We start from the raw sequence: 12531 nt of genomic DNA on the forward strand, positions 1-12531 counted from the left end.
CAGGTGGGGAGGTATAAGGGATTTTAGATATCGCGGCGTTCGAAGCGCGGACGGAAGAAGGGATCTTCCAGAATGTTGCGCTCATCGTCGACGGTCGGGCTCTGGGCCGGCGTGGCGGCGGCTTCGGTTTCCGGCAGGGGGACGTCGTATTCCGCCTGAGCACGTGGCTGAGGCGCCGGTTGCGGCGCGGCCTGGGCTTTCGGCTGCTCCAGCTTTTCCTGGTAGGCGCGCAGGGCGCTCAGGTCCTCGGCAATGCTCAGGACCGCCAGGAAGAATTCGCACGCCGCACGCCACAGCATGATGCAGATGAGGACCGACAGCCAGCCAATGATCAGCAGCGGCAAGGCCAGGATCCATCCCATGACGGTGCCGTCTTTCCACGCCTGGCCAATAGCCACGCCCAGCACGCCGCAGGCCGAAATCAGCAATAGCCCCAGGCCGCACCAGTAGATGATATGAACGATCGGCTTAGACAGAAGGCGATTGAAGGTGAACAGGTCCAGCCAGATGTCGCGCGGCCGCGTGGAGCCGAAAACCTGACGGATAACCTGTTTCATAGACCTAGCCTTATACGCGAAATGGGCGAACTGTGTTCGTCTAGAAGGCGCTTTTGCCCTGAATTGTCAAGGGGTTTGCAGGCGTCGGCCGATCAGATCGGCCATTGTATCCGTCACTTCCGCCGACGCCGCGAAATCCCGCCAGCGGCAGACAGCGGCATTGACCTGGTCCAGAATCGCTTCGGCGGATTTCACCCCATGCTTTTTGGCGAGTTGACGGAGGTGGGCCATGCCCGGCGCGCGCCCTTCACCCATCACCGTTGTGCTCTGCTCGCCGCCCGGTCCTGCGGAGAAGGTCAGGTCGTAGGCCGGTGACAGCCGCCATTCCCCGCCGGCGTCCATGAGAAAGGCGAAGTTCTTGCTATGGTCGTCGCGGTTGTAAGCCAGCACATTGAAACAGGCCAGGGCAAAGGCACGTTCCATCTCACGCATATCGCGGGTCAGACCAGCGGTGACGCGCATAACCATATCGTAGTCGAGGCTTGGGATGCGATGATCGGCGTGGATCAGCCCGCACAGGGAGTGCATGTGTACGCGCCGGCCTTGCTGGCGGTCGAAGCGTTGGATTCCGAAATAGCGGCCGTTGTCCGTCAGGAACAGGTGCGTTGCCGGCATGTCGAGTCCCGCCGCACGCGCCATCAGGCTGTAAGCATATTCGATGGCGCCTATGTCATCCGGGTCGCCCTGTGCCGCGAACTTGATCAGCCAGGGCTCAAAGCCATCACCGGATTTGGCTGAAATCCTAAGGCGGTCGGGGTTGACGCCGACCGTGATCTTCGGCCGCGCCCCTTGAGAAGAGCCGTTCAACGCCAGCAGGGTTTCGATGACCGTTTCGGGCTCCCCGGAGAGCACGGCCCGGGCATCGTCAGCGAGACTGTCCAGATCGATGACCGAGGGGCGATCCGTATCGCTCAGGTCAGGTTCGTACGTCAGTGCCCCCATGCCGTCGCCGCCGACAAAGGCCAGCCGGTCCAGAGCCGTCAAAGCCCTGTGATCGATGCCTTGCGACCTTGCGCGTCGATCCAGCAGAAGCCTTCCCCAGCCGTCGGGCAGGCTGTCGTTGAATAACCCGAACAGGCCTTCGAAACCGTCTTCCGGTGCCCTTGCGGCCGGACCAAGGGCGAGTTTGTAAGGCGACAGTTCAAGACCGGTCGTCATGAAATCCGTGTCGTACTCGAACCAGATGCGCCGGTCAGCCAATGCTAGCCGGCCCATACGGCGGCGCGGCGCGGCGTCGTCAAGGAAGACATGGAGGGATCTTGCCGGCGAAAAGGTCATTTGCGCCGCCCCCGGCGGGGTTGAGTAACCGTATCGTCGAAATCGGCGAGGGTACGCTGCACAGGCTCGGCGAGCTTTTCAGAAAAACGGTGAAAGTCATCGAGGCGCCCCAGCACAAGCGCCAGCCGCAGCAGGCTTTCAAAATTAATCTGGCCTGTCGTTTCAAACCGCTTCAGCGATCCCAGACTTACACCTGAGCGCCTGGCCAATCCTTCCTGCGTCAGACCTGACTCAAGGCGCAACGCTTTGAAACCCTGGCAAATCTCGGTCAGGACATCGTTCGGCGTAAAGAGCGATAGAGCCAATATATTATCCATTATAGTCATAAATAACTATCAATAGATAACATATTATCTGTTAAATGAAAAGCCTCAGACCTGTCCGACGGTCTTCAGGCGCACCTTGGGGTGGATTTCGTTCTGGCTCATCACCACGGTGTTGGCGCGGAAGCGTTCGATGATAGAACGCACGAATGGACGAATCTGGGGCGAGGTCAGCAGCACCGCCACCTCGCCGTTCATCGACACGCGCTCAAACACATCGCGGACCGAACGGATGAACTCCTGAAGGTGCGATGGCGCCATGGTCAACTGGCGGTCCTCGCCCTGGCCGACCAGAGACACCTGGAAGGCGTTTTCCCAGTCGTGCGACAGGGTGACGATCGGCAGGGCGCCGTCGTCGCCGCGGTTCTGCCAGCACAGCTGGCGCGACAGGCGCGAGCGGACGTGCTCGACCATCTGGCTGATCGACTTGGTGTGCGAGGCGATTTCGCCCAAGGCTTCCAGGATGGCCGGCAGATCGCGGATCGAGACGCGTTCCTTCAGAAGCGCCTGCAGGACACGTTGCACCGTCGCCGTCGACACCACGGTCGGGATCAGGTCGTCGACCAGCTTCTTGTCGTCGCCCGGAATGTCGCGCAGCAGCTTGGTCAGTTCGGAATAGGACAGCAGGTCGGCCATGTTGTCCTTGAGAATTTCGGTCAGGTGGGTGGTGATGACGGTGGCCGGATCAACGATGGTATAGCCCAGAAAGGTCGCCTCTTCGCGCAGGGCGTTGTCGATCCAGGTCGCCGGCAACCCGAAGGCCGGTTCCTTCATGTGTTCGCCGGGCAGCTCGACCTGGCGGCCGGACGGATCCATGGCCATCAGGGCGCCAATGCGGACCTCGCCGGCGCCGGCCTCCATCTCCTTGATGCGGACACAGTAGCCCTGGTTGGTCAGGCGCATATTGTCGAGGATGCGCACCGACGGCATGATGAAGCCGTACTCCTGGGCCAGGGTACGGCGCAAAGCCTTGATCTGATCGGTAAGCCTTCGCCCGTCCAGGTCGTTGATCAGACCGAGCAAGCCCAGGCCCAGCTCGATCTTGACGTCGTCTATGGCCAGGGCCGCCGAGATGGGTTCCTCCTCGGGCGGGAGGTTCCTCTGTTCGTCCGCGGCGATTTCCTGGGGCGTCGGCGGTTGCGGCGCCCGGCCGACCTTCCAGGCCAGAAGGCCGGTAGCGATGGCGATGGCGGCGAAGAAGAAGATCGGCATGCCGGGGATGAGCCCCATGACGCCCGAGGCGGCCGACACCATGCCCAGCGCGACCGGGTTCATGGCCAACTGGGACACCAGGGCCTTGTCGGCGGAACCGTCGACGCCCGCCTTCGAGACCAGGAAGCCGGCGGCGATCGAGATGATCAGGGCCGGAATTTGGGTGACCAGGCCGTCACCGATGGTCAGCAGTAGGTAGGTCTGGGCCGCGGCGCCGGCGTCCATGCCGTGCTGCAGGATGCCGATCAGCATGCCGCCGATGATGTTGACCAGGGTGATCACGATGCCGGCGACAGCGTCGCCGCGCACGAACTTGGAGGCACCGTCCATGGCGCCGAAGAAGCCCGATTCCTGTTCGACCTCCTTGCGCCGGCGCTTGGCCTCTTCGGTATCGATCAGGCCCGACGACAGGTCGGCGTCGATGGCCATCTGCTTGCCCGGCATGGAGTCGAGCGTAAAGCGGGCGGCGACTTCGGCGATACGGCCGGAACCCTTGGTGATGACGACGAAATTGACCAGCACCAGGATCGCAAACAGAATGCCCCCGATGATGTAGTTGCCCTGGGTCATCATGCTGCCGAAGGCATGGATGACGGCGCCGGCCGCCTCCTCGCCGTCCTGGCCGTGGGACAGGATGATCCGCATCGAGGTGATGTTCAGCGCCAGCCGGAACAGGGTCGTCACCAGCAGCACGGTCGGGAAGGAGCTGAAGTCCAGGGGCTTCTTGATGAACAGGCCGGTCATCAGGATCAGAATGGACGAGGTGATCGACAGCGCCAGCAGGATGTCAAGGATCAGCGGCGGCATCGGCAGGATCAGGATCACGATGATCGAGATCACGCCGACAGCCATGATGATGTCGCCGCGTTTGATCCACCCGAGGATTTCGGAGAACTTAAACGGCACGGCCGCAGCGTTTGCCACTAAAGGACTCCAGACGCGTTTACGAGAAAGAGCGGGTACGAGAAAGAGCGGGTACGAGAAAGAGCGGGTACAGGCGCAGCTCCGCCGTGGCAGAGCGCTAGGCAAAATCTACCCGGTCGATGGTGAACAAGCGGTTAAGACCGGCCCCCTGGCAGCGTCGATCAAACTGGCTTTTTGCCGCGCAGAGCCGGGCGGGCGCCGGAAAGTCCGTCGATCTTGAGGTAGAATTCCGGCCGGTTAAAGCGTACAGCGGCGCGACGCGGCAAGTCGGCATTACCGCCCCGGCCGTGCTGAAGCGCGATGGGCTGGTCGTCGTCGAGCGTGGAAACATCAGCCTTGCTGGCACGCGCCGACAGGCCCTTTGCCAGCGTGACCGCCGCGGGGCCGTGAGATTTTTGTCTCATGGACTGCCTTTTCGCTTGAAACGCGATGCGGCATGACAATCACACGGCTCACGATGGGCTCCATATGGGGCCGATGGCGGGGAATAGATAGCCCCCGCCGCCGGTATCTTTGCAGCGGTTCAACGCGCCGGCAGGAAACGGCTGTTGCGCAGTAATAGCGCGGTGACCAGGGAGACGAGGACGCCCGCGATCGCGCCGTAGGTCAGGATTTTCTTGAGCATGTGGGGCCTCCCGTGAATGAGCAGATTGCGCCTTCATGGGAGCGCGGGCAAGGCCGGGCTGGGGAAGTTCGCCTGCGAGGCCGGTAGAATCAAACGAAGGAACACAAGGACAGAAACGTAGTTTCGGTCGCGGCACCCCTTGCGCGAAGCGCCTTCCCTCGCACTTTACATCACACCCCGTACTCGTCGCATGTCTTGAATTCCGTGTTTTCAGTGTCGCCGCGCAGCGGCCTCCGTGTTTTCCGTGTTCCTCTTAAAAAGCCTCACACAACCGGAAGCTTTTAACAGGAACACGGAACACACTGAAGCGCCGGCTGTGGCGGCGTGCACGGACGTCACGGAATTCCGGGTGAGGATGCGCCGGTGCGTCACTCGAACCGACAATAGATTAAGGCGCTTCGCGCGGGAGATCGGCCATCCCGGGCTGACGAATTGGGGCGGTCCAAGACGCGCATGCCGATGTAGACACCAAGGCCCAGGAAGGCGATGGCCATCAGCGCGATATAGATGTCGCTGGTGTGGGTCCGTGCCAGGCGCTGGTAGTCGAGCCATTGCAGTCCCAGCGTTCCCGCCGCCAGCAAGGCTCCGTAAATGGCGATGCGTTTCCACATGGTTGAAGGAATAGGCTTTGGGTGAGCTCCGTGCAAGGCGTCCTTGGAAGGCCCCTCACCCGATCGCTATCGCTGCGCTCAGCTCTCGCCCTCTCCCCGCAAGCGGGGAGAGGTAAGTTTATCAAGCCCTTACGCGGCGCTCGCGCCGGACTGCGGGGCCGGGACAGAGATGCCCGCCGCCGAATATTCGTTCAGCTTGTTGCGCAGGGTCCGGATCGAGATGCCCAGGATGTTGGCCGCATGGGTCCGGTTGCCCAGGCAGTGGGTCAGGGTCTCGATGATCAGCTTTTGCTCGACCTCGGCCACGGTCGAGCCGACAAAGGTCCGCGCCGCGCTTTCCGCCGCCAGGCTGACCCGGCCGACATAGTCCGAACCCACCGGGGCCACCGGATTGAGCGGCTGGCCGTCCGGCAGGCGGATAGCTTCGGCGTCGATTTCCGATCCCGACGACAGAAGCACCGCCCGGTGCATGGCGTTCTCCAGCTCACGGACATTGCCCGGCCACGGATGGGCCTGAAGCCGGCGCCGCGCCTCGAGGCCGATCGGCTTGAGGGCAATGGCATTGGCCTCGGAGTACTTCTTGGCGAAGAAGTCCGACAGGGCGACGATATCGGCCGGGCGTTCACGCAGCGGCGGAATGGCGAGGTTGATGACGTTCAGGCGGTAGAGCAGGTCCTCGCGGAAGCTGCCGTCCTTGACCGCCGCGGCGAGGTTGCGGTTGGAGGTGGCCAGGACGCGGATATTGACGGGCACCGGCTTGGCGCCGCCGACACGGTCGATGACACGTTCCTGCAGGGCACGCAGCAGCTTGGCCTGCAGGCGGGCGTCCATTTCCGAGATTTCGTCCAGCAGAAGCGTGCCGCCATCGGCTTCTTCGAACTTGCCGATACGGCGCGCCATGGCGCCGGTAAAGGCGCCCTTCTCGTGGCCGAACAGCTCGGATTCGAGCAGGTTATCGGGGATGGCAGCGCAGTTGACCGAGATGAAGGGGCGGGTGGCGCGGCGCGACTTTTCGTGGACGTAGCGCGCCATGACCTCCTTGCCGACGCCGCTCTCGCCGGTGATCAGCACAGAGGCGTCGGAGCCGGCGACCTGGTCGGCCAGTTTCAGCACAGCCTGCATCGACGGGTCGTTGGTGACCAGGGGACGCGAGTCGTCCGACACGGCGGCCAGGACAGCGGCGATCAGCTCGGCATCGGGCGGCAGCGGGATGAACTCCTTGGCGCCGGCGGTGATGGCGAATGCCGCCTTGCGCGGGTCCGGATTGACGCCACAGGCGATCACAGTGATGAAGATGTGCTCGCGCTCATTGGCCTCGATCAGGCTTTTGATATCGAGCTCGTAATCGACCATCAGCAGATCGGCACCCTGGCCGCGGCGCAGGGCGTCGGTCGCCTGGGACGGCGTGTCGACATGGGCGACCTTGGCGCCGGTGTCCATGGCCATCTTCACCGCGACCGAGAGCTGGCCGCTCAGCTTTCCAACGACTAACAGTCTCATGAGTTGGAGTCCTCGCTCTTGATGATTTCCGTCATGGTCACGCCCAGGCGGTCGTCGACAACGACCACTTCACCGCGCGCCACCAGGCGGTTGTTGACATAGATATCGATCGCTTCGCCGACCTTGCGGTCCAGTTCCAGCACACTGCCTGCGCCCAGTTTCAGCAACTGAGACACCGACATGTAGGACTTGCCCAGCACGGCGGAGATGTTGACCGGCACATCGAAGACGGGGGCGAGATCGGCCGCGGCCTTGTCGCCATCGTCATCGTGACCGCCGGATGGACCGGTATCCTCGAAATCTTCCAGACCCAGATCGGCCATGGGGTTTTACACCTTAACTATGTGCGCCGTGGGCGCGGGATTGATGACCCTAGTGCCCGTCATGACGGGCACGGGATTGATGATAAGCATCGGCGTCGAGCGCTTCGTGCAGCGCTTTTTCGAGCGCCTCGACGACCTGCTGCGGATTGAATTCGGCACGTCCGTCGGACCACAGGATCTCGAAGGCGCCCTTGGGGAAGGAGGGTTTGTCGCGGAACTGGATCTGGCCGGCGAAACCGGCATAGGCGCCGGCCTCCATGGCGGCGGCTTTCAGCTCTTCGGACGGGTTGTTGGCATGGACCACCAGACGTGCGGTGGTTTCGATCTCCTGACCCAGGGCTTCCAGAGTGGCGACGACCGGCGCCTGGGGGAAATGGGCCAGGGATTCGGCGGCGATCTTTTGTGCACAGATCAGCGCCAGGTCGACGCAGGCCCGTTTGTAGTGGTTGACGGAGTCGTTGATCGTACCGAGGCCCTGATGTGCGGCATCGGCCAAGGCCTGAATCGCAGCGGCCTGGGCCATCTGGGCGCGCGCCTGGGCGGAGGTTTCACCGTCGGCATAGGCCTGGGCGCGGATGGCTTCGACCTCGTCGGGGGTGTAGGCCTTCTTTTCGCGCTGCTGTTCGGCCAGGACCCGGCCGCCGTCGCCGAAGACGGTGCCGAACTCGAACTTCTTGTGCTGGATAGGGGCGCTAGTGGGCATGGTGGGCTCCGGAGGTCATTCTTATACCTCCCCGCGCTCTTCGCGTGGTGAGGGGGACCGCTCGAGTGAGCGCAGCCGTAGGCAAAGCGAATGAGGTGCGGTGGTGGGGCGACTTTCTTTCGGAAGCGCCGTAACTCGCTACTCCGACAGCAAGTCGCCCCACCACCATTTCGCTCCGCTTCACTGCGTTCGCTCCACTCATGGTCCTTCGCTTGCCGAGATATATCTCGGCGGCGCTCACCCGCACGCAAGCGCGGGGAGGTATAAGAGAAGAGGCGCCAGCGATCTTAATAAATAAGCTCATCATCGCCTCCCTGACCGGCCAGCATGATTTCGCCCTTGGCCGCCAGATCCTTGGCGACCTGGACCATGGACATCTGCGCCGCGTCGACGTCCTTCAGGCGCACAGGGCCCATCGAGTCCATGTCGTCGCGCATGATCTTGGCGGCGCGTTCGGACATGTTGGACATGAACATGTCGCGCAACGAATCCGACGAGCCCTTCAGCGCCAGGGCCAGCTGGTCCTTTTCGACCGCCCGCAGCAGGGTCTGGACGCCGCCCGGATCCAGCTTCGACAGGTCTTCAAAGACGAACATCAGGGCGCGGATGCGTTCGGCCGACTCGCGGTTGCGCTCTTCCAGGGCGGCGACGAAGCGGCTCTCGGTCTGGCGGTCGAAATTGTTGAAAATTTCGGCCATCAGTTCATGGCTGTCGCGCTTGGAGGTCCGCGCCAGGTTGGACATGAATTCGACGCGCAAGGTCTGTTCGATCTTGTCGAGAATTTCACGCTGGACCGGTTCCATGCGCAGCATGCGCTGGACGCATTCCAGGGCGAAGTCCTCCGGCAAGGACGAAAGGACACGGGCGGCGTGGTCGGCTTTGATCTTGGACAGGACGACGGCCACTGTCTGAGGGTATTCGTTCTTCAGGTAGTTAGCCAGAACGGCTTCGTTGACGTTGCCCAGCTTGTCCCACATGGTGCGACCGGCCGGACCCCGGATTTCCTCCATCAGGGTTTCGACTTTTTCCGGCGGCAGGAATGAGCCGAGCAGGCGCTGGGTCTGCTCGAAACTGCCCATGATGGTGCCGGACGACGACAGGCCGGCGACGAATTCGACCAGCAGTTCCTCGACCACGTTGGACGCCACCGTACCCAGGGAGGACATTGCCTGGGAGATTTCCTTGATCTCCTCCTCGTCCAGCGCCTGCCACAGGGCGACGTGATCTTCGCCCAGGGCAAGAAGGACCACCGCGGCCTTTTCGACCCCGGTCAGACGTTTGCTGTCATCGATGATCGCTTTTCTCATGGCTTAACTATCATGCAGCCAGGAGCGGAGGATGGAGACTGACTCCTCCGGATGGCGGTCGACGAATTCGGAGACCTTCTTGACGGACGAGGCTTTCACCTGGCCCTCGATGCGGGCAATGTCGATGCGCTGTTCCTGTTCCTGAGTGGGCACAAGGCCGGTGGCGGCGATATTGTCGGCTGCCTGATAACTGATCGAAGGGCCGGTCACGGCCGCACCGGCGAGGGCGGCCTGGCTGCCGCCATTGGCCGTGCCCAGGAAATTCCCACCCGCCGCACCGCCGCCATTGATGAATTTCAGCAGCGGACGGGCGATCAGGAAGATGACCAGCAAGGCGACAATGAACAGAACGGCGACCTCGATGGCGCGCATGATGTCGTTCTTGTCGAAATCGAACAGGGGCGGCTTGGCGTCGGTGCCGGCGGCGAAGTCGCCGCGGCTGAAGCGGATATTGGAGACACGGACCTGGTCGCCGCGGGTCTGGTCATAGCCGACCGCAGCCTGGACCAGTTCCTGGATGCGCTGCATGTCTTCGGCCGAGCGCGGGGCGTAGGCGGGCGGGGCCTTGCCGTCGGCCGACGGGGTCTCCACGCCGTCGACGACGACCGCGACCGCCAGCTTCTTGATCTCCCCCGGTGCCTTGACCTCGGTGGTCTTGGTGGTCGAGATTTCGAAATTGGTGACTTCGGAGTCCTGTTGCGAGCTGTTGCCGCTGGTCGACAGGTTAGGCGCCTGTTGCGTACCGGGGATGTTGGCCGTGGCAGTCGTCTGGCCGGCCGAGTTCGGGTCGGCCGTGGTTTCGGTGCCGGAATTGGTGCTGGTCGAACGGACAACCTGGCCGTCGGGGTTATATTCGACCTGCTCACGGGTGGTTGCGGTCTGGTCGATTTCGGCGGTGACCATGACCCGGGCAGCGCCCGGACCGACGACGCCTTCGACAATTTCCATCACGCGCTTGCGGACCGAATCCTCGATCTCGGATTTGCGCGCAGATCCTGCCACGCCCATGGCGCTGTCACTGTCGCCGCCGGCGGCCAGCAGATGGTTGCGGTCGTCGACGATGGTGACGTTGTCGGCCTTCAGGTTGGGTACGGCGGTGGCCACGACATTGCGGATGGCGGCGACCGATTCGCTGCTCAAGGACCCGCCCGACAGGCCCAGCACGACCGAGGCGGTGGGCTGGCCAGCGGCATCTTCAAACAGTTCGCGTTTGGGCATGACCAGGTGGACGCGCGCCGAACTGATACCGCGCAGGGTGCGGATAGTGCGGGCCAGTTCGCCTTCCAGGGCGCGCTGGTTGTTGATGTTCTGGACGGCTTCGGTCTGGCCAAGCGCCGGAGCATCGTCGAAGATTTCGTAGCCGACGCTGGCCTGGGTCGGCAGCCCCTTGGACGCCAGCATCATGCGCGCTTCGGCGACCTGATCGCGATTGACCATGATGGTCGATCCGTCGCCCTTGGCTTCGTACTTGATACCGCCCTGACTGAGGGCAGTCGTAATTTCCGACGCTTCCTTTAGGTCAAGATTGGAATAGAGCAGGGATTGCGGCTGAGCGCTGATGTTCAGCACGATCGCCAGAATCACGGCTGCAATACCGGCCGCTGCGCCCAGGATCGCCGTCAGACGGCCAATACCGAACCTTTGCAAGCCGTTGAAAAAGGACTCCACGTGCAACCACCCTGATCACCAAACAAGCCGGACGTCGCTGTTCGCGTCCGGCTAACCTAGCGTCCTGATTCTGAAATTCGCACGCACTTGATATTGGCCACTGGCGAATTTCAGAATCAGAAGGACGCTAGCTTCCTAAAGCCTCTAGTGTCGTTATTGATTTCGAAGTTCGTCGCGTGGGCCATATCGAAATCTTGCGAACTTCGAAATCACGACACTAGGCAGTAATTTCCCAGTGCTGAGTTAACAGCGGCTTAAGAGGCTGCGTTAAGGTTCAGGAAATTTCCGATATTTTTGCGCGAGTTGCGTTTACATTCTAAGCGAACAGCGGTTTCCGGGACGCTAAGGTTTAAGGTAAAGCCCGCCTATACCAAGCCTCATCAAGGTTGACGCCTGGGATTGGCATTTTTCAGCTCGAACGCCGCTGCGCGGGCGGCCCCGGCCTTAGTTTGCGTCCGGCGGCGGTGCGGTCGATTCGCGCACGATAAGACTATAGTCCAGCCGCCTGGCCGTCTTGGTCCTGTCGGCCAGGTCGCCGCCCAGCCCCGCCACAAGAAGATCCACCGCCGCTTCGCCGATGTCCTCGATCGGTTGACGGATGGTGGTCAAGGGCGGCCAGACACTTTCCGATCCAGGGCTGTCGTCAAAACCGACCAGCGACAGATCTGATGGAATGGTCAGACGATGCTTGGCGGCAGCGGCCATGACGCCCATCGCCAGAAAGTCCGTACCGGCGAAGATCGCGGTGGGACGGTCCTTTCGGGTGACCAGATCCTCTCCCGCCCGGAAGGCCGAGGCGCTGGTTGTGACCGGCAGTTCGATACGGGCATAGGGTGGCGCCAGGCCCTTGTCGCGGAAAAAGCGGGCGTAACCGGCGTAGCGGTCTGCGCTGGCGCCCGTGTCGCGGAACCCGAGATAGGCGATGTGGCGATGGCCCAGATCCCACAGATGCTGCATGATGTCGTAGGACGCGTCCTGGTCGTTCATAAAGGCAAAAGGCGCGCGTTCGAGCTCCAGGGTGGGCGAAATGCGGACGTAGCCCAGGTCCATCTTGTCGAGGATGGTCATGATTTCCGGCATATCGCTGACCGGGGGCGCCAGGATCAGGGCATCGAAATGTGACGCGCGCAGCCGGCGGACGAAGGCTTCTTCGCCGTCGGAAACAAAGTCCTCAATGGTTTCCAGCACCATGTGATAGCCGTGCCGACGGCATCCCCGCATCACGCCCGCATGCAGTCCGTTGAAATAGTAGTGACTGTAGATGCTGCGCGTCAGAAAACCGAGGCTGTAGCTTCTGGTGCCCGGCAAGGCACGGGCCGCGGCGTTGGGTTTGAAATCGTGGACCTGTATAATCCTGGCAACCCGGGCCCGGGTTTCCGGTCCGACGCCGGTCTGATGGTTCAGCACGCGCGACACCGTCTTGATGGAGACGCCCGCCTCGCGTGCAACATCGACTATGGTGAGTTTTCGCACGGCATTCCCATCGATCCAGAGCGTCAT

12 protein-coding genes are annotated in these 12531 nt (G+C 62.3%); all 12 read right to left on the reverse strand.

Annotated elements, in window-relative coordinates:
- Positions 1 to 23: 23 nt before the first annotated feature.
- Entirely contained in the window at positions 24 to 557 is a 534-nt protein-coding gene (locus ABI_RS13770) for a DUF4282 domain-containing protein (protein ID WP_006273629.1), read from the reverse strand.
- Between the two features lie 66 nt (positions 558 to 623).
- Entirely contained in the window at positions 624 to 1835 is a 1212-nt protein-coding gene (locus tag ABI_RS13775) for a type II toxin-antitoxin system HipA family toxin (RefSeq protein ID WP_006273630.1), read from the reverse strand.
- Positions 1832 to 2140: a helix-turn-helix domain-containing protein gene (locus ABI_RS13780; RefSeq protein ID WP_006273631.1), complete on the reverse strand. Its 309-nt coding sequence runs from the start codon at positions 2138 to 2140 to the stop codon at positions 1832 to 1834. The genes ABI_RS13775 and ABI_RS13780 overlap by 4 nt, the downstream gene beginning before the upstream one ends.
- Positions 2141 to 2206: 66 nt before the next feature.
- On the reverse strand, positions 2207 to 4222 hold the full coding sequence (gene flhA, locus ABI_RS13785) for a flagellar biosynthesis protein FlhA (protein WP_245531366.1): 2016 nt from the start codon (positions 4220 to 4222) through the stop codon (positions 2207 to 2209).
- A gap of 233 nt (positions 4223 to 4455) precedes the next feature.
- On the reverse strand, positions 4456 to 4698 hold the full coding sequence (locus ABI_RS13790) for a hypothetical protein (RefSeq protein ID WP_006273633.1): 243 nt from the start codon (positions 4696 to 4698) through the stop codon (positions 4456 to 4458).
- A 589-nt stretch (positions 4699 to 5287) separates the two neighbouring features.
- Entirely contained in the window at positions 5288 to 5530 is a 243-nt protein-coding gene (locus tag ABI_RS13795; protein WP_006273634.1) for a hypothetical protein, read from the reverse strand.
- 129 nt (positions 5531 to 5659) lie between these two features.
- A complete protein-coding gene (gene flbD, locus ABI_RS13800; protein ID WP_040309264.1) occupies positions 5660 to 7030 on the reverse strand; it encodes a sigma-54-dependent transcriptional regulator FlbD in 1371 nt (456 codons plus the stop codon).
- Positions 7027 to 7353, reverse strand: coding sequence for a flagellar motor switch protein FliN (gene fliN / locus ABI_RS13805; RefSeq protein ID WP_006273636.1), 327 nt, complete (start codon positions 7351 to 7353; stop codon positions 7027 to 7029). Before fliN ends, flbD begins: the two co-directional genes overlap by 4 nt.
- Before the next feature lie 49 nt (positions 7354 to 7402).
- Entirely contained in the window at positions 7403 to 8056 is a 654-nt protein-coding gene (locus ABI_RS13810; RefSeq protein ID WP_006273637.1) for a FliH/SctL family protein, read from the reverse strand.
- A gap of 287 nt (positions 8057 to 8343) precedes the next feature.
- The gene (gene fliG / locus ABI_RS13815; protein WP_006273638.1) at positions 8344 to 9363 is read right to left on the reverse strand and encodes a flagellar motor switch protein FliG; all 1020 of its coding nucleotides are present in this window, start codon (positions 9361 to 9363) and stop codon (positions 8344 to 8346) included.
- Between the two features lie 3 nt (positions 9364 to 9366).
- Positions 9367 to 11031 (reverse strand): flagellar basal-body MS-ring/collar protein FliF, encoded by a 1665-nt coding sequence (fliF, locus tag ABI_RS13820; protein WP_006273639.1) that lies wholly within the window; start codon positions 11029 to 11031, stop codon positions 9367 to 9369.
- Positions 11032 to 11475: 444 nt separating this feature from the next.
- A complete protein-coding gene (locus tag ABI_RS13825) occupies positions 11476 to 12531 on the reverse strand; it encodes a LacI family DNA-binding transcriptional regulator (RefSeq protein ID WP_006273640.1) in 1056 nt (351 codons plus the stop codon).

Source organism: Asticcacaulis biprosthecium C19, assembly GCF_000204015.1.
Classification (GTDB): Bacteria; Pseudomonadota; Alphaproteobacteria; order Caulobacterales; family Caulobacteraceae; genus Asticcacaulis; species Asticcacaulis biprosthecius.

Coding starts and splice junctions, on each gene's coding strand:
- ABI_RS13825 (WP_006273640.1), bottom strand. CDS start 12,531: ATGACGCTCTGGATCGATGGGAATGCCGTGCGAAAACTCACCATAGTC.
- ABI_RS13810 (WP_006273637.1), bottom strand. CDS start 8,056: ATGCCCACTAGCGCCCCTATCCAGCACAAGAAGTTCGAGTTCGGCACC.
- ABI_RS13775 (WP_006273630.1), bottom strand. CDS start 1,835: ATGACCTTTTCGCCGGCAAGATCCCTCCATGTCTTCCTTGACGACGCC.
- ABI_RS13770 (WP_006273629.1), bottom strand. CDS start 557: ATGAAACAGGTTATCCGTCAGGTTTTCGGCTCCACGCGGCCGCGCGAC.
- flhA (WP_245531366.1), bottom strand. CDS start 4,222: ATGGCTGTCGGCGTGATCTCGATCATCGTGATCCTGATCCTGCCGATG.
- flbD (WP_040309264.1), bottom strand. CDS start 7,030: ATGAGACTGTTAGTCGTTGGAAAGCTGAGCGGCCAGCTCTCGGTCGCG.
- fliN (WP_006273636.1), bottom strand. CDS start 7,353: ATGGCCGATCTGGGTCTGGAAGATTTCGAGGATACCGGTCCATCCGGC.
- ABI_RS13795 (WP_006273634.1), bottom strand. CDS start 5,530: ATGTGGAAACGCATCGCCATTTACGGAGCCTTGCTGGCGGCGGGAACG.
- fliG (WP_006273638.1), bottom strand. CDS start 9,363: ATGAGAAAAGCGATCATCGATGACAGCAAACGTCTGACCGGGGTCGAA.
- ABI_RS13790 (WP_006273633.1), bottom strand. CDS start 4,698: ATGAGACAAAAATCTCACGGCCCCGCGGCGGTCACGCTGGCAAAGGGC.